This is a genomic window from Nocardia alni (assembly GCF_019038435.1).
Lineage (GTDB): Bacteria > Actinomycetota > Actinomycetes > Mycobacteriales > Mycobacteriaceae > Nocardia > Nocardia alni.
This window is the reverse complement of the sequence record NZ_JAGPOX010000013.1, coordinates 42,855-58,201: the sequence shown is the minus strand read 5'-3', so window position 1 is coordinate 58,201 and position 15,347 is coordinate 42,855. Positions and strand designations below refer to the sequence as shown.

Annotated in this window: 18 protein-coding genes; 7 read left to right on the top strand and 11 right to left on the bottom strand. The window is 65.1% G+C overall.

Annotation, left to right across the window (positions count from 1 at the left end; translation table 11 throughout):
- Positions 1 to 350 precede the first annotated feature (350 nt).
- Positions 351 to 782 carry an ester cyclase gene (locus tag JZ791_RS07820; protein ID WP_216893516.1) on the top strand — a complete coding sequence of 144 codons (432 nt, stop codon included), beginning with the start codon at positions 351 to 353 and terminating at the stop codon, positions 780 to 782.
- Between the two features lie 139 nt (positions 783 to 921).
- On the opposite strand, the gene JZ791_RS07815 is transcribed toward JZ791_RS07820, so the two are convergent.
- Complete coding sequence (locus JZ791_RS07815) at positions 922 to 1,308, bottom strand: hypothetical protein (protein ID WP_216893515.1); 387 nt, start codon at positions 1,306 to 1,308, stop codon at positions 922 to 924.
- Between the two features lie 107 nt (positions 1,309 to 1,415).
- On the opposite strand from JZ791_RS07815, the gene JZ791_RS07810 reads away from it, so the two are divergent.
- Positions 1,416 to 2,330, top strand: coding sequence for an alpha/beta hydrolase (locus JZ791_RS07810; protein ID WP_216893514.1), 915 nt, complete (start codon positions 1,416 to 1,418; stop codon positions 2,328 to 2,330).
- Between the two features lie 226 nt (positions 2,331 to 2,556).
- Positions 2,557 to 3,438 (top strand): helix-turn-helix domain-containing protein, encoded by an 882-nt coding sequence (locus tag JZ791_RS07805; protein WP_216893513.1) that lies wholly within the window; start codon positions 2,557 to 2,559, stop codon positions 3,436 to 3,438.
- 121 nt (positions 3,439 to 3,559) lie between these two features.
- Here JZ791_RS07805 and JZ791_RS07800 read toward each other — a convergent pair whose 3' ends face one another.
- Positions 3,560 to 4,378, bottom strand: coding sequence for an alpha/beta fold hydrolase (locus JZ791_RS07800; protein WP_216893512.1), 819 nt, complete (start codon positions 4,376 to 4,378; stop codon positions 3,560 to 3,562).
- 395 nt (positions 4,379 to 4,773) lie between these two features.
- On the opposite strand from JZ791_RS07800, the gene JZ791_RS07795 reads away from it, so the two are divergent.
- Positions 4,774 to 4,965 (top strand): hypothetical protein, encoded by a 192-nt coding sequence (locus JZ791_RS07795; protein WP_216893511.1) that lies wholly within the window; start codon positions 4,774 to 4,776, stop codon positions 4,963 to 4,965.
- Here the strand turns inward: JZ791_RS07795 and JZ791_RS07790 are convergent.
- From JZ791_RS07790 to JZ791_RS07750, 9 genes are all read right to left on the bottom strand, one after another.
- Positions 4,932 to 5,516: a TetR/AcrR family transcriptional regulator gene (locus JZ791_RS07790; protein ID WP_216893510.1), complete on the bottom strand. Its 585-nt coding sequence runs from the start codon at positions 5,514 to 5,516 to the stop codon at positions 4,932 to 4,934. The two genes, JZ791_RS07795 and JZ791_RS07790, sit on opposite strands and share 34 nt — an antisense overlap.
- Before the next feature lie 62 nt (positions 5,517 to 5,578).
- On the bottom strand, positions 5,579 to 6,001 hold the full coding sequence (locus tag JZ791_RS07785; protein ID WP_308162827.1) for a carboxymuconolactone decarboxylase family protein: 423 nt from the start codon (positions 5,999 to 6,001) through the stop codon (positions 5,579 to 5,581).
- Positions 6,002 to 6,207: 206 nt separating this feature from the next.
- Positions 6,208 to 6,954, bottom strand: a complete 747-nt coding sequence (locus tag JZ791_RS07780) for an SDR family NAD(P)-dependent oxidoreductase (RefSeq protein WP_216893508.1) — start codon at positions 6,952 to 6,954, stop codon at positions 6,208 to 6,210.
- Between the two features lie 10 nt (positions 6,955 to 6,964).
- Positions 6,965 to 7,300 (bottom strand): hypothetical protein, encoded by a 336-nt coding sequence (locus tag JZ791_RS07775; RefSeq protein ID WP_216893507.1) that lies wholly within the window; start codon positions 7,298 to 7,300, stop codon positions 6,965 to 6,967.
- Between the two features lie 9 nt (positions 7,301 to 7,309).
- Entirely contained in the window at positions 7,310 to 8,599 is a 1,290-nt protein-coding gene (locus JZ791_RS07770; RefSeq protein WP_216893506.1) for an aromatic ring-hydroxylating oxygenase subunit alpha, read from the bottom strand.
- Positions 8,600 to 8,623: 24 nt separating this feature from the next.
- On the bottom strand, positions 8,624 to 9,814 hold the full coding sequence (locus JZ791_RS07765; RefSeq protein WP_216893505.1) for a CaiB/BaiF CoA transferase family protein: 1,191 nt from the start codon (positions 9,812 to 9,814) through the stop codon (positions 8,624 to 8,626).
- 29 nt (positions 9,815 to 9,843) lie between these two features.
- Complete coding sequence (locus JZ791_RS07760; protein WP_216893504.1) at positions 9,844 to 10,725, bottom strand: enoyl-CoA hydratase/isomerase family protein; 882 nt, start codon at positions 10,723 to 10,725, stop codon at positions 9,844 to 9,846.
- Between the two features lie 52 nt (positions 10,726 to 10,777).
- Entirely contained in the window at positions 10,778 to 12,265 is a 1,488-nt protein-coding gene (locus tag JZ791_RS07755; RefSeq protein ID WP_216893503.1) for an aldehyde dehydrogenase family protein, read from the bottom strand.
- A gap of 375 nt (positions 12,266 to 12,640) precedes the next feature.
- Complete coding sequence (locus JZ791_RS07750; protein WP_216893502.1) at positions 12,641 to 13,558, bottom strand: SMP-30/gluconolactonase/LRE family protein; 918 nt, start codon at positions 13,556 to 13,558, stop codon at positions 12,641 to 12,643.
- Between the two features lie 185 nt (positions 13,559 to 13,743).
- Here JZ791_RS07750 and JZ791_RS07745 point away from each other — a divergent pair, with 185 nt between their 5' ends.
- The 3 genes from JZ791_RS07745 to JZ791_RS07735 are packed head-to-tail and all read left to right on the top strand — an operon-like array spanning position 13,744 to position 15,338.
- Entirely contained in the window at positions 13,744 to 13,974 is a 231-nt protein-coding gene (locus JZ791_RS07745; protein ID WP_216893501.1) for a TauD/TfdA family dioxygenase, read from the top strand.
- Positions 13,971 to 14,531: a nuclear transport factor 2 family protein gene (locus tag JZ791_RS07740; RefSeq protein ID WP_308162826.1), complete on the top strand. Its 561-nt coding sequence runs from the start codon at positions 13,971 to 13,973 to the stop codon at positions 14,529 to 14,531. The genes JZ791_RS07745 and JZ791_RS07740 overlap by 4 nt, the downstream gene beginning before the upstream one ends.
- 60 nt (positions 14,532 to 14,591) lie before the next feature.
- A complete protein-coding gene (locus JZ791_RS07735) occupies positions 14,592 to 15,338 on the top strand; it encodes an SDR family NAD(P)-dependent oxidoreductase (protein ID WP_216893500.1) in 747 nt (248 codons plus the stop codon).
- Positions 15,339 to 15,347 lie beyond the last annotated feature (9 nt).

Sequence of the window (15,347 nt, the reverse complement as noted above, 5' to 3'; positions counted from 1 at the left end):
CGACTCGCCCCACAGCACAAGGCGCCGACCGGAGTCCGGTCGGCGCCTTTTGCCTGGCCCGTCGACACGATCGGATAGGCGTCCCCACATGCATGGCGAGAACACCCGCAAGATTCGGCGCACTCGACCATCCCGGGGTGTGAGGTCGTCGACCCGAAATCGTCAGCCGAGCCCGAACCCTCACGGTCCCCAGTGTTTTCGATGTTTCGCTGCGCACCGACCGCACTCGATCGTGAGTCGTGACCGCTCGCGCGAGTGTCCAATTTCTCGGACACATCGAGCCGAATATCCGAAATATCGTCCATGGTGTCCCGATTCCGGCCGACCATTTTCGATACGGAGGCACATATATGAACGAGCTGCTGGGCGGTTTCATCGAAGCGCACTACCAGGGATTGAACACCGGCGATGTGGAGCTTGCGGCGAGCCCGTTTTCCGATGACGTGGCGTGCGAATTCCCGTCCGGCCCATTATCGGGCATCAGCGAGCTGCGGGGCATGATCCAAACCTTCATCACCGCATTCCCGGATCTGAAGATCGACGTGCGCAACATCTGGCACGACGGCGACGGCGCGGTCGCCGAAGTGAGGTTCTCGGGAACCCATACGGGTCCGCTGGCCACGCCGCAGGGCGAGGTCCCACCCACCGGCCGGGCGGTGCGGTTCCCGCTCGTCGACACTTTCGCGGTGAAGAACGGCAAGGTCGTCGAACACCGCGGTTACTGGGACAACGCGACGTTCCTGACCCAACTCGGCCTGCTGCCCGCGACCACCGAAGCCTGACCTGCGATGACCACCACGACAGGTGATGTCCACGTACGAATCCGGCTGGGTGGTGTCGTCTTCGACTACGCGGCGACCGCGGTAGCAGTGCGGAACCTGATCCACGATGGGAACCGACGGCACTGGTGCGCAGTGGAACTCATGCGCTCCACCGTCGATGACTGTCGACTGCTGCCGCGCCTGCCATGCGAACAACTGTTCCTCGGGCCGTAGTCCGCATCGACTCGACCGCGACGTTTCCGAGGCGCTGATCCCGAGCCTTCGCGGTAATGCCCGCGAAGCGCCACGCGGGCCACGGCTCGGCGCGATCGAGCTGCTGACCCCGGTACCTAGAACTGCGCCTCGGTCGCTGGATCGCCTGCTCGACGTATTCGCAGCGGAAATCCTCCACGCGCGCCCGGGTCTTCCAGATGCCGGGGGTCGCCGCCTGCGGCCAGTTCGGCGCGCCGGTCGGCGCCCGTGCCCGCCAACCGCCGCGACCACCGGGCGATTGTGGTCCGGGTGTGGCGCCGTTCACCCTGGTCATCGCGCTTCCTGGGAAAGATCTCTCCCATTGTCGGCGTCCGCGATCGGGGCGAACCTCGATATGTGGCCATCGAGCCAGGCAATCTCCCCGAAAGGACAACTACCGTCATGCAAACCAGCGTGAGCTTCCCGAGCAACGGACTCCGTCTCGCCGGAATCCTGTTCACCCCGGACGACCGATCCGGTGAGCGGATGCCCGCGGTCGTCGTGTCCCACCCGGGCGGCGGTGTCAAGGAGCAGACCGCCAGCGTGTATGCGAAACGACTGGCCGACAAGGGTTTCGCGGCCCTCGTCTTCGACGCCGCCTATCAGGGCGAGAGTGAAGGCGAACCGCGCTTCCTGGAGGATCCCTTCCAGCGCAGCGAGGACGTCAAATCCGCGGTGACCTATCTGACCACCCGCGACGACATCGACCCCGAACGCATCGGCGCGCTGGGCATCTGCGCCTCGGGCGGTTATGTGCCCTTCGCCGCGCAGACCGATCACCGGATCAGGGCCGTCGCCACGGTCAGCGGCCTCGATATCGGCGACTACCTGAGCAACGGCCTCGGTCGCACTCAGGACCCGGCCGTGCTGAACGAAATGCTCGACGCCGCAGGCGCGTTGCGCACCGCGGAGGCGCTGGGAGCGGAGCCGAACTACCAGATCTGGGCGCCGCCGACCGCCGAAGGCCTCGAGGACGCACCGGATCTGTTCCGCGAGGCGCACGACTACTACCGCACCCCGCGCGGGCAACACCCGCGGTCGGAGAACAAGTGGCCGCTGCAGAGCATCGACCGCATCGCGCAGTTCGACGCCTACGCCAAGATCGCGATGATCTCGCCCCGGCCGCTCCTGATGATCGCCGGGTCGAAGGCCGACACCAAGTACTTCAGCGACGAGGCCATCGAGAAGGCCGCCGAGCCGAAGGAATTGTTCGTCATCGGCGGCGCGTCCCACGTCGACCTGTACGACCGGGACGAATACGTCACGCCGGCCGTCGCGAGGCTGGAGGAGTTCTTCGGCAAGAACCTGGCTGGCTGAATGTAGCTCCCGAAGTGACGGTCAGCGATATCCCAGCAGTGCCCGCCTCGCATGAACTCTCATGCGCGGCGGGCGCTTCGCCGTGATCGTGCTATTCGTGGATCTGCGGGATCGGATGCGAGACGCTCGTGCCTGGTGCGTAGATCCTCCGCGGAGAAAACCGAAACCGCAGGGTAGGAAGAAATTCTCCCAGGCACACGACCGTGCCACCGCATATCGTGAGGCTATGACCGATAGAGCGCCCCACCTACAGGAACTGGGTAGCTTTCTGAAGGCCCGGCGCGGCGAGCTCACGCCCGCCGAAGTGGGGCTACCGGTGCGTGGCAACTCCACCCGCCGAGTCAGCGGTCTGCGCCGTGAAGAGGTCGCCGACCTGGTCGCCATCAGTCAGGACTATTACACGCGCGTCGAGCAGGGGCGGCTCGCGCCGTCCGAACAGGTCCTGGAGGCCCTCGTGCACGCGTTGCGCCTGGACGACGACCAGCGCGCGTATGTGGAAAGCCTGGCTCGCCGAGCCGACCATCGCAGCGCACCCAAGCGTCGCCAACTGATCGTCCGGCCGCAGATCCAGCGGTTGCTGGACCAGCTCACCGACACTCCGGCCCTGGTTTTCGGCCGCTATCTCGACATCCTCGCCTGGAACCATCTGGCCGCCTCGCTATTGGCCGATTTCTCCAGAATGCCGCCGCGACAACGCAATTACGTACGCATGGTGTTCACGGACCCGGTCATGCGAACCCTCTACGCGGATTGGGAAGCGGTGGCGAAGACGTGCGTGGCGATCCTGCGCATGGACGCCGCGACCAACCCCACCGATCCGCAGCTGTCGGCGCTGGTGGGCGAGCTGTCCATCGCCGATCCGCAGTTCCGCCAATGGTGGGCCGCCCGTCACGTCGCGCGGCAGGAATTCGGCACCAAGACCCTCATCCATCCGGATGTCGGTGAGCTGACCCTGGACTGGGACACGTTCCGATACACCGGCGATCCGGACCAGCAACTGGTCCTGTGGTCCGCCCAGCCCGGCACGAGCTCCCACGAGAAGCTTCGCATTCTCACCTCGTGGAACGCCCCGCTGCCCGATATCGCCCAGGCGGACCGCAACTACTGAATCGAATCGACGGCGCCGAGGGTGTCCGATGCCTTCGACACCGGCGCCACTCCCCCGAAACCGCCGCCTGACCCGGCTCCCGCTGGGCGCCGGAACGAGTCCGGCGCCCACGGGTGGTTGATCAGGCGGCCTTCACGACGGTGTCGACGAAGTTCCCGATGGCTTCGAGGGTCGCGCCCAGCTGTTCGACCTGTGGGAAGTGACCGGCGTCCGCGATCGGCGCGAAGTGACCGTCCGCGAACTCCTCGCAGTAACCGCGCCCGTACTTCAGTGGGGCGATACCGTCCTTCTCACCCCACACCACCAGCACCGGCACGGTGACGCGACGCAACCGCCCACGCAGGCCGGGGTCATAGGTGAAGTGCTCACCCCCATACAACGCGAGGGTCTTCTGGTTAGCCGCGATCCCGGCGAGCTGCTCGGCCGGCAACGCACCGAAGTCGGGCCGGAACGCCGCATTCGCGAACGACCGCATCCCCACCTCCGCGGGATTGAGAGTGCGAGTGTCGACGACCTGGTTCTTGGGCACATGAGCGTGAATGCCCACGGCATTCATCAGCACCACCGCACCGATCCGCTGATGATTGTCGCGCAGCACCATCTCGGCGGCGACCCAACCACCCACCGAGTTACCCACCACCATCACACCCGACAACTCGAGAACATCGAGCAGATCCAGGTACGCCTCGGCAAGATCGGCAACACTGGCCACCCCCTCCGGCCGAGGCGCGCCGTCGAAGCCGGGATGAGTCGGGGTGATCACATACACGTGCTGGGACAACGCCGCCGAGATCCCCGCCATGGTCCGCGGCCCGGTGCCGCTGTGCAGCATCAACACGGCCTGGCCGTCGGTGTTGTCGCCGTACTCGGCGATCGTCAGGGGGACTCCGGTGGGCAGGACGACGGTGCGGGTGGCCGGGGTGGTGATCGGAGCAGACATGAAGCAAAACGCCCTTCGTAAGAGTTGACTCTCATGAAGGTAGTGCACTCCCATAGTTCATGCAAGTGGACTCTCACGAAGAGAGTGTCCTGACATTCAGGTGTTGGCACCGACCTGCCTGGACCAGCCGTCACTCGGGCCGCCCCGGCTCGCGCGGCCACCATCCTGGATCGAATAGCATCGTGAATCGGATTGACGAGAGACTGGGAGATTCGGCGATGAGGCCGCTGCCGGATTACGCCGCTCGCGATGATTTCGACGCCGTCGTCGTCAGACCGACTACGCGGATGACTCCGCGTGGCAGGAGGTGGTCAGACAGCATCACGATGCGTGCGGATCACCATCCGGTGCTGGCGGTGACTACACGCGCGGGATCAGACGCGGAGCTGATAGTAGTGACCACACGCACGAGTTCAGACCTCGAGAGCGAGCAGGACTGGGAATATGTGGACGAGTACGGTCGCTCGTTCCGTACGGTGCCGGGCGCGGTTCACGAGATTCACGGGAGCACCACGATCGAGCTCAACCTGCTCGGCGCGATCACCACCACCGACTATTTTGATTCGGCGGAATCGCGTTCGATGTGATCGAGGATATTCTCTACCATTTCGATCACCTCGGCGTGACCGGAAACGGTACCGTAATTCTGCTCGAGTTGGATCATGCGCGGTATGGCCGACATCAAGAATATGACGGCCGCGGGCGGCGCCGAACCGTATCGCCGCAGCGCTGGTTCCATCGCGGTCACGAGGGCCTGCCGCATACGTTCGCCACCTTGTCCGATGACAGGTCCGATGGCCTTGCGGTGATTGGCCAAGGCCATGAACTCGAGCATCAGAGCCGCACCGGCTTTATCGTTGGCATACTCCCACACCGCTCGCAAAGGAGCGTCGGAGGCCGCGGCGGATTCCAGTTGCGCCACGGAGGCGTCGATACCCGCTTCGATAACGGTGATGAACAGTTTGTCCAGGTCGGGAAAGTAATATTGAACCAACCCCGGCGTTACTCCCGCGCGTGTGGCGACACTACGGTTGGTGACTGCCGCATAGCCGTGTTCCAACATCACTTCGCGGCATGCTTGCAGGATGTCGGCTTGAGTCTGCGAACTCCGCGAGCCTATTCCACGTTGAGCGCCCATCAATTTCCTCCGCCCTGTCTCACGGACATCTGGTCCGGCCATACGCAAAGACGCCGGTACACCTACGGACCGGTCTCGAGCTGGACCCCGAACGCGTTGTAGGCGAAGGAAAGCATGGTGAAGCAACCGACAGTGAAGATCAGGTCCATCCTCTGCCGCTCATCGAGAAATTCCCCGAGCGTCGCCCAGGTGCGGTCGGTGAGTTCGGACCGCTCATCGAGTTCATCGACCGCGGCGATCAATGCCTGATCCCAGGCATCGGGCAGTTGCCCGCTGCGGACCGCTTCGATCTCCAGGTCCGACAGGCCCTGTGCCACAGCGCTGCGGACATGAGCACTCCAGATATAACTATTGCGGCGCCGGTGAGCCACGCGCAGTACGACGAACTCCCGCGCGCGATGGCTCGAGGTGGAGCGGAAGTTCAGATGAACACCCAATGCCAGGTATGCCTCGGCGAGGTCCGGATGCCGGGCCAGTGTCGACATCGCTGTCCCGGCGCCTGCGGGATTGCGACGATCTCTGGGAAGCAGGGACCGAAACGCCGCACGGGTCCGATCGTCCCATTCCTCAGCGGGCAGTGGGGATAATCGCAAGGAACTCCTTCGTGATGAGGGCACTCCCGGAGATGGGGTCGTGCCATCTCCGGGATGTGCGTCGCCGCTTCACCGCATGTTCATGGTCGGCTCGCTCGTCAGGTGTTGCGGCCTCCGTTGACTCCGACGATCTGGCCCGTGATGTAGCCGGCTTCGTCCGAGCACAGGAAAGAGCAGGCCGCGGCGATATCCTCGGGCCGGCCCGGCCGCCGGACCGGGGTGCGGTCCGCGTGCTGTTCGATGGTGCCGCCGAGCAGGCCGTGCTCCTCGGAGTTCCGCAGCATCGGGGTGTCCACGAACCCGGGTGGGATGGTGTTGACCGTGATGCCGGACGGCCCGAGTTCCAGCGCGAGTGATTTCGTCATGCCGATCAGCCCGGCCTTGGATGCCACATAGTGGGCCATGAACTGCTGGCCGCCCTGGGCACTGGAGGAGGAGATGTTCACGATCCTGCCCCACCCGGCTTCGACCATGTCGGGCACGACCGCCTGACAGCAATAGAACGGGCCGCTCAGGTTGATCGCGAGTGTGCGGTCCCACACCTCGTCGCTGATGTTGAGGAACTTCTTGAAGCCGGTGATGCCGGCGTTGTTGACCAGGACCGCGGGGGGACCGAGGGTATCCCGGATCTGCTGGATCGCGGCATCGACCTGGCCACGATCCGAGACATCGACTCCACCGAAGGCGGCTGCCGTATTCCCCTTTTCGCCGATCTCGCCGGCGACACGGCCGGCCGAATCGGAGTTGAGGTCCAGGACTGCGACGGCACAGCCGTCCTCGGCGAGCCGGTGGGCGATGGCGCGACCGATACCCGAGCCGGCTCCGGTGACGATTGCTGTCTTCATGCGAATTTCCTCAGACCGCGGGTTCGCTGACGGTATCGAAGAACGCGGCGCCGGAATCGGGGATGCGCGGCTGTTTGAACACGTTCACCGGGTAGGAGACCATGACCAGTGAATACATCAGCTGCATCAGCCGGGTCTCGGGGTCCGGGAGCTCGTTCAGGTCGAACGTGTTGAGGTATTCGATGGCCGCCTCGGCGTGCGGGGCGATGGCGTCGTAGAACGCGTCGAGTTGTTCGATGGTGCTCGCGAGCCGGGTGTCGTAGCGCTCCTGCCGGGTGGGCTTGGCCCACTCGTCGACATAGGGCTCCAGGTCGCGGAATGCAGCGGGGAGAACCGCGGTCGTCATCGGATGCTCCTATTTCTGGTCGAGGGTCTGGTGGGCGGCCACGGTGTCCCGGATGACCTTGTGGAAGTTGCGGATCATCAATTCCTGATCCGACAGGTGGAATTGCCGGTTGGCGCCGGTGGCCAGCGCCGAATGGGTCGCCTCCACGGTGTTCGAATCCTGCATCGCGAATTCGATGGTGGTCTGCGCGGTCATCTCCTGCGCCAGCCGCTCGGCGGCGTTCCGCGGTGGCGCGAAGAAGATGTCGAGCTCATAGCTGTGCGAGTCGACCGCCTCGGGCCAGTACTGGTAGGTGATGTAGTAGTTGCGAGCCCAGATCTGCACCGAGAAGTTCGGGAACAACCAGTAGGCGTCGTTGCCCCAGGACTTGATCCGGCCGGGATTCAGCACATCAGGCAGCGTGCCGAGGTCGGGAATGTCGTCGGGGCCGAACAGGCCGGCGCGCAGCAGTTTGTAGATCCAGCGCTGATCCCGCTTCGCCGGGCCGAGTTCGCCGGGGGCGCGCGGCGGCAGCGGCGGCGGGCCGGGCACCGAATTCAGCATGTGCGAGGCGAACAGGTCGTAGTAGTACGAGTCCGGCGGCGGCACCAGCTTCTCCGCCTTCGACACATCCGGATTGATGAACCGGCCGTGCACGTACGGCGGGTGATACCACTCCAGAATCGTGTCGATCGACAGTTTCCAGTTGCCCTTGACCGTGGTCTTGTAGGCGTAGCGCTCGGTCAACTGCTCGAACGGGTAACTCTCCACCTCGACGAACTTCTCACCGAGGAAGGACCGCAGCGGCTGCGCGTGCGGATCGAAATTCACGAAGATGAATCCGGCCCAGACGTCGCAGTGCAACTCCGGCATGCCCAGGGCGCCCTTGTCGAGGTCGAAGAACTGGTCCTCCTGGGTGACGTGCGCGACCTTGCCGTCGAGCCCGTAGCGCCAGCCGTGGTACTTGCAGGTGAACACCCGGCAGGACCCCTCGGACTCCGCCGCCGGATGTTCCTGCCACACCACCTTGTTGCCGCGGTGCGCGCAGATGTTGTGCAGCGCTTTGACAGTGCCGTCGGCCTGCCGCACGACGACGATCGAGCCGAGGCCGGTCAGTTCCCGGGTGAAGTAGCTACCGGTGCGCGGAAGCTGTTCCATGCGGCCGACTTTCAGCCAGGACCGCTTGAACACCGCCTCCCGCTCGGCCCGGAAGAACTCCTCGGACACCGCGTCGTCGTAATCGACCGGGCCCGTGCCCAACTCGGGATATTGAGTGGTGAACTTTCCTCGTCCCGTGGCCAGTTTGTCTTGAATCGCCATGGTGAACCTTTCTTGCTGGGTATGTCAGACCACGCCATCGCTGCGCAGCCGAGTGATTTCGTCGAGGTCGCGGTGCAGCAGCTCTCGCAGCACAGCGTCGGTGTCGGCCCCGAGAGCCGGTCCCAGCCATCGGATCTCGCCGGGGGTGTCCGAGAGCGCCGGAATCACGCCCGGTACCGCCAGCGGCCCGATGCGGGAGTCGGCATGGGTGATGGTGCCGCGGTGGGCGAATTGCCGATCGGTGAAGATATCGGCGATCGAATTCAACGGTCCCGCGGGCACTTCGGCGGCCCGGCAACGGGCCAGCACCTCCTCCCGCGGCAAGCCGCCCACCCAATCGGTCACGATGGTATTGACCTCGTCCCGGGCGGCCAGCCGGGAAGCCTTGGGCCCGAACCGATCCGCGTCGGCCAGATTCGGTGAGCCCATCGCCTTCGCCAGCCGCGCGAACATCTCGTCGTTCGAGCAGGCGATCGCGATCCAGCGGTCGTCGGCGGTGCGATAGTGACTGTGCGGCACCACGTTCACGGTGTCCGCGCCCATCCGCTCCCGCACGAAGCCGAACTGCTGGAACGCCGGCGCCAGCTCGTCGAGGACGCGAAAGACGGTCTCGTACAGAGCCAGATCGATGCACTGACCGCGGCCGGTCTCGGAGCGCGACCGAAGCGCCAGCAGTACACCGATCACCCCGTACAACCCGGTCATATAGTCCGCCAGTGAGGTGGACCCCGGTGTCACCGGCGGGCCCTGCGGGTCGCCGGCCAGGTAGGCCAGCCCCGCGAACGCGTGCGCGATCCGGGCGAATCCGGGCTGGTCTGACTCCGGACCGGTCTGGCCGTAGGCGGAGACGCGCAGCAGGATCGTGCGCGGGTTGATGGCCTGGATCTCCGGGAAGCCCAGCTCCCAGCGTTCCATCACCCCGGGGCGGAAGTTCTCGATCACCACATCGGTCTCGGCGATCAACTCCCGCAAGAGTTTCCGGCCGCGCTCGTCAGCGAGGTTCAACGTCACCGACCGCTTGTTGCGGGCCTCGCTCAGCCAGACGAGGGTATCGCCGCAGTCGGTCTCCGTGCCGAACCGGCGCAGATGATCACCGGCACCGGGGCGTTCGACCTTGATCACCTCGGCGCCGAACTCGCCGAGCACCGTCGCGCAGAACGGTCCGGCGATATAGGTGCCCAGGTCCAGAACCCGGACCCCGTCCAGAGCGTGCATGGGGAAACCTTCCGGCGCTGTGTATCTCGCTAATCCTGCGGGTGCGGTTCTGCCTCGCCGCTCCACGGCTTGTCGTCCCAGGCCCGGTCCAGCGGCTCCATCCGGCCGCCGGCCGGGAAGAACGCGCGCTGGGCGTAGGTCTCGAAGCCGATGCCCTGGCCCATCTGATCCAGGAAGGCCCGCTTGAGTTGGTGGGTGAACAGCTGGCGGGTGTAGCGCAGCGTCAACGGCGGTCGCTTCACCAGATCCCGGGCCAGTTCCCAGGCCCGATCCAGCAATTGGTCCTTCGGCAGCACCTCGGCGACCGCACCCCAGTCCAACGCCTCCTGGGCGGAGAGCTTCTTGCCGGTCAGCAGCAGATAGCGGCCGCGGTTGTGGCCCACCAGGAAGTTCCAGATCACATGTTGCCCGTCACCGGGCACCTGACCTCGCGGGAAGTGCGAAACATCCTGGAACCACGCGTCTTCCGAGGCGAGCACGATATCGCCCATCAACGGGACCTCGGAGTGGATATTGCAGGGCCCGTTCACCGCGCTGATCATCGGCACGTCCACGTTCAGCACGTTGAACATGAGATTCCGGTTGTACCAGGCCTTCTCGTCCAGCTTCCACAGTCCGCGATCACCGGGCATGGCCTGGTAGATCGGCGGATCGATGAGCGAACCGTCGGGCATGTAACCCCAGTCGGCGTTGTAGTTCTCCCCGGTGCCGGTGTGGATCAGCACTTTGATCTCACGGTCGCCGGCGACGTCGGCGAAGGCATCGGCCATACCGTCGTGCGACTTCCAGTCCCAGATCAGGGATCCGCCGTCGGTGTGGCACTGCATGAGCAGGATGCCGTCCGCGTCGAGTTCGAAGCGGTAGTTGGCGTAGCGATCCTTGTACTCGCTGTACCGTGTCCGTTTGACCATGTCGTTCCTTTCGTATCCCTCTGTCGCACAGTGTTTCCACCCCGACGACCGACTACCCGAGTACCGAGGCGAGGGTCTTGCGCTCCAGGAACTCCTCCAAGCCCGCGGCGCCCATCTCCCTGCCGATGCCGGACTGCTTGTAACCGCCGAAGGGGACGTCGGGGTGGAAGTAGTTGCCGCCGTTGACGCTGAAGGTGCCGGTCCGGATCCGGCGTGCCACGGTCAGCGCACGCTGCTCGTCGGCGCTGAACACCGCACCCGACAGTCCGTACACGGAGTGGTTGGCGATGCGCACCGCGTCGTCGTCATCGTCGTACGGGATCACCGCGAGGACCGGTCCGAACACTTCCTCCTGCGCGATCTCGCTGTCCGGGTCCACCCCGGCCAGCAGGGTCGGCTGATAGAAGAAGCCCGGATCCACCTTCGCGCCGCCGGTCACCAGCGTGGCGCCGGCCGCCACCGCCCGCTGCACCAGGCCGTGCACCTTGTCGCGCTGCCGTTCGCTGATCAGTGGTCCCATGTACGTCTTGCGGTCGCGCGGATCTCCGTACCGGACACGCGCGAAGCTCGCCGCGACGGCCGCCACGATCTCGTCGTGGTCCTTGCGCGGAACCAGGAGCCGCGAGTTGAGGGCGCAGCCCTGTCCCGCGTGAATCGTGATGCCGAAGGCCGCGTAGGGACCGATCGACGCGTAGTCCGCGTCGTCGAGCACGATCGCCGCCGATTTGCCGCCCAGCTCCAGGAACACCCGCTTCAGCGAGCCGGCGGCCGCGGTCATGATCGTGCGGCCCACCGCCGTCGAACCGGTGAACGTGATGGCATCGACATCCGGGTGCGTGGTCAACAGCTCGCCGACGGCGACCTCCGACGAGGACAGGACGTTCACCACCCCGGCGGGGATGTCGGTGTATCGGGCGATCAGCTCGCCGAGGGCCAGCGTCGTCAGCGGGGTGTCCGGCGCGGCCTTGAGCACGACCGTGCATCCGGCCGCCAGGGCCGGGGCCAGTTTGGCCAGTGCCAGCTGGTTCGGATAGTTGTAGGCCACGATCGCGGCGACCACGCCGGTCGCCTCCTTCTCCACCCAGCGGCGATGCTGCTGCCCCAGATACTCGACCGAGCCGAAATTCTCGGTGAACTCGTAGGTCTTCAGCAGATCGGCGTAGTACCGGACGATCTCGATCGGAGCCTCGAGTTGCCCGGCCCGCGTCAGCGACACAGTCGAACCCACCTCGGCGATCGACAGCTCGCGCAGTTCTTCGACATGATCGCGCAGCGCCTGATGGAACTGGTCGAGGCATCGTTCCCGCAGCGCCACATTCGTGGCCCAGTCGGTCGTGTCGAAAGCATGGCGCGCGGCGGCGACAGCCGCCTCGGCCTGGGCAACGGTCGCGTCCGGGGCGTACCCGAACACGTCGCCGGTCGCGGGGTTCAGCGACGGGAAGGTGCGTTCGGCCTCGATCAACTGCCCGCCGATGAGCAGCCGGCCACCGGCCGGCGCGTCCGCGCGAGCGTCGGTCGATTCCTGTTCCGTGGATGACATTTCGGCTTCCTTCGGTCATCGATGGGCGCAAGGGGGACGAACGGCGTTCAGTAGTGGGTATGACGCCGGATCGTCCGAAGGGCCTCGGTTCGCTCGCGCTGCGGCCGGAGCTGTCAGTCGCAGTGCTTGTTAGTCGAACGCCCAATATTAAGTCCGTCTCATAATTAGCATCGACACGAAGTCCGCGTCAAGCTCGATCATGTGGTGATGTCCCGGTGGATGCGGACGCGCAGGTGAAATATTGGTCGATCGCCCAACGTCCTCCGATCGAGCCGAGGCATTATTGCCTCTCGTGAGAGCGATCAGTCGGAGCGGCTTCGGCGGTCCCGAGGTCGGTGACGATGTCGACCAGTTCGCATGCGCACCCGGCGGAAGTCAGCCGAATTTCGTTTCCGGCAGACCACGGACACCGAGTCCATGAACGGACAGCACCAGCCCGTCGGCCTGCCGCGTGGAGGCGGCACTGGGAACCAGACCCCTTCCCTCCGCCGCGACACCACGGGAGGTCACTACGAGAACGTCGAGTTCCGAACCGGCGAAAGCGAGGCTGGTAGGACTGGACACCGGTAGGGGAACGCGGCGGTCGAGCGACCCGTCGGGCGCATATCTGCGAACCTCGCCACCGTGATAGGCGGCTATCCACAGGTAGCCCTCGTCATCGACGGCGGTGCCGTCCGGGATGGCCTCGCCGTCGTCGAATCGTGTCACCACTCTGCGATCGGTGGCCTCGCCGGTCGCAGGGTCGTAGTTCCAGGCGTAGACGCACCGCAGAGCACTGTCGTTACAAAAGAACGTCGTACCGTCGCGGTCGAAGGCCGGGCCGTTGGTGACCCCGATCGGGTCGCCGATGGTGTGGACGCTGAGATCGTGGTCGATGCGATAGATCTTGCCCGCGGGCCGCAACTCACCGCGGTCCCCGGAGGCGAGGGCTCGGATCAACGCACCGTCGGCCATGCCGGTGACGAACCGGCCCTGCCGATCGACGGTGCCGTCGTTGAAGCCGTAGCCCTCGCCCAGGTCCGCATCGAAGATCAACTCCGTCTCGCCGGAGTCCAGGTCGAACAGCGATACCTTGCCGCCGGCGGTGACGATCGCCCCGCCGTCTTGCCGCAGGGCAAGAGAAGCGATCGCAGTGGCGGGAAACTTCGTGTGCCGCAAGCCCTTCCCGTCGAGCGAGCACTGCCACACCGCAGCGCCGAACACGTCGATCCAGTACAGCCGTTGCCGATCGACGTCCCAGACCGGGGCCTCGCCCATGGTCATCCTCGACTCCGTCACCACACGCAGGTCCATCACAGCGGTTTCACCTTCCACATCACGACCCGATCGGTCCCGGCGACAGCGTCGGATCAGTTGACAAAACATGCCCGGACCAGCCGTCCAGCGGTGAAAGAATATCATTCTCGTTTTCAGGTAGTCCGTAATCGTGCATGATAGTTTCATTCTTGTTGTTGGCACCAAAGATAAGAGGAGGTTCCATGACCGAGATAGGGGTCGAATACACGGGGCCGGCAGGCTCCCAGTTCCTGGAAGACGGTGTCGCCGAAGACATTCGAGCCGCATTGGACCGCTACGGCGTCGTGGTCTTCCGAGGCGCCGACATCGATGACGACAGCCTGGTGGCGTTCAGCCGTCAACTCGGTTTCGAGCCCACCTCCCGCCGCTTGATGCACCACACCACGCTGGTCGGACAGGAGGTCGTGGCGTGATTGATCCAGACCTGCAGCGGTTGCAGCGCGATGTCCAATACCTGATGGACCGCACCGCGATCCTCGACTGCATCGCACGCCATGCTCGCGGCTGCGATCGGCACGACGCCGAGATGATCTCGAGCGCTTACCATGCCGACGGCCTCGACGAGCACGGCGATGCCGTCAACACCGGCCCCGCCTACGGCGAATGGGCAAACCACACCCACGCGGCGACGACCGCGAACCATCTGCACAACATCACCACACACAGCTGTGAGATCGACGGGAACGTCGCCCACTGCGAAAGCTACTCCCTGGGCATGATGCTCGGCCGGGACCGCAAGACAGCGCAGGTGATCGGCGGCCGGTATATCGACCGGCTGGAGAAACGCGACGGACAATGGCGAATCGTCGTGCGGCGTTCGACGGTCGAACTGATGTTCACCGCGGACGCGTCCGCACTGCACTCCGAATACTTCACCAGCCAGGGCTACTACCACGGCACGCGCGACCGGGACGATCTGTCGTATCTGCGCCCCCTGCGACTCGACAGCGGAGAACCCACCCGCTGGTGAGGGTGGGGCTTCGTCACGACAGATCAATCCCTACGACCGACAAGTAACGGAGTGAAGAACATGGGACGGTTGGCTGGCAAGGTCGCGGTCATCACCGGAGCGGGGTCCGGAATCGGTCGCGCGAGTGCCGAACTGTTCGCCCAAGAAGGCGCGAAGGTCGTCTGCGCGGACATCAGCGGCGAGGAGAAGGACGCCGCGGCAGCCATCGGCGCCGCCGCGGCAGCGGTGCATGCCGACGTCAGCGTATCCGCCGATGTACAGCGGATCATCGCCGCCGCCGAAGACAATTTCGGCCGACTGGACATCCTGTTCAACAACGCCGGATTCGGCGGCCCGAAGAAACTCATCACCGAGCAAACCGAGGAAGACTACGACCGTGTTCTCGCGGTCAACCTCAAGAGTGTGTTCCTCGGCATGAAGTACGGGATCACCGCGATGCTCCGCACGGGCGGCGGTTCGGTCATCAACACATCCTCGGCGGCCGGGCTGGTCGGCTGGGAGAAGAACGCGATCTACGGGGCGTCCAAGGGGGGTGTCATCCAGATGACCAAGGCGGCCGCACTCGATTTCGCCCAACAGGGCATTCGGATCAACGCACTGTGCCCTGGTATGACCTGGACCGGCCTGGTGCCGGGGTCGAGGGAAAATCCGCTCCCGCCCACCGAGGGGTACCGTCCCCCGGCGCCCATGGCCCGCTGGGGACTGTCCAGCGAACTGGCAACGGCCGCACTGTTCCTCGCCTGCGACGACTCGTCGTTCGTCACCGGCATCGCGCTGCCGGTCGACGGCGGCTACGTCTGCCCCTAGGCGACCCGA

What these genes read in the sequence shown, in the direction of transcription:
- JZ791_RS07770 (WP_216893506.1), bottom strand. Translation starts at nt 8,599, where the DNA reads ATGGCGATTCAAGACAAACTGGCCACGGGACGAGGAAAGTTCACCACT.
- JZ791_RS07745 (WP_216893501.1), top strand. Translation starts at nt 13,744, where the DNA reads ATGACCGAGATAGGGGTCGAATACACGGGGCCGGCAGGCTCCCAGTTC.
- JZ791_RS07755 (WP_216893503.1), bottom strand. Translation starts at nt 12,265, where the DNA reads ATGTCATCCACGGAACAGGAATCGACCGACGCTCGCGCGGACGCGCCG.
- JZ791_RS07775 (WP_216893507.1), bottom strand. Translation starts at nt 7,300, where the DNA reads ATGACGACCGCGGTTCTCCCCGCTGCATTCCGCGACCTGGAGCCCTAT.
- JZ791_RS07765 (WP_216893505.1), bottom strand. Translation starts at nt 9,814, where the DNA reads ATGCACGCTCTGGACGGGGTCCGGGTTCTGGACCTGGGCACCTATATC.
- JZ791_RS07780 (WP_216893508.1), bottom strand. Translation starts at nt 6,954, where the DNA reads ATGAAGACAGCAATCGTCACCGGAGCCGGCTCGGGTATCGGTCGCGCC.
- JZ791_RS07810 (WP_216893514.1), top strand. Translation starts at nt 1,416, where the DNA reads ATGCAAACCAGCGTGAGCTTCCCGAGCAACGGACTCCGTCTCGCCGGA.
- JZ791_RS07800 (WP_216893512.1), bottom strand. Translation starts at nt 4,378, where the DNA reads ATGTCTGCTCCGATCACCACCCCGGCCACCCGCACCGTCGTCCTGCCC.
- JZ791_RS07760 (WP_216893504.1), bottom strand. Translation starts at nt 10,725, where the DNA reads ATGGTCAAACGGACACGGTACAGCGAGTACAAGGATCGCTACGCCAAC.
- JZ791_RS07785 (WP_308162827.1), bottom strand. Translation starts at nt 6,001, where the DNA reads ATGTCGACACTGGCCCGGCATCCGGACCTCGCCGAGGCATACCTGGCA.
- JZ791_RS07750 (WP_216893502.1), bottom strand. Translation starts at nt 13,558, where the DNA reads ATGGACCTGCGTGTGGTGACGGAGTCGAGGATGACCATGGGCGAGGCC.
- JZ791_RS07805 (WP_216893513.1), top strand. Translation starts at nt 2,557, where the DNA reads ATGACCGATAGAGCGCCCCACCTACAGGAACTGGGTAGCTTTCTGAAG.
- JZ791_RS07790 (WP_216893510.1), bottom strand. Translation starts at nt 5,516, where the DNA reads ATGGGCGCTCAACGTGGAATAGGCTCGCGGAGTTCGCAGACTCAAGCC.
- JZ791_RS07735 (WP_216893500.1), top strand. Translation starts at nt 14,592, where the DNA reads ATGGGACGGTTGGCTGGCAAGGTCGCGGTCATCACCGGAGCGGGGTCC.
- JZ791_RS07820 (WP_216893516.1), top strand. Translation starts at nt 351, where the DNA reads ATGAACGAGCTGCTGGGCGGTTTCATCGAAGCGCACTACCAGGGATTG.
- JZ791_RS07815 (WP_216893515.1), bottom strand. Translation starts at nt 1,308, where the DNA reads ATGACCAGGGTGAACGGCGCCACACCCGGACCACAATCGCCCGGTGGT.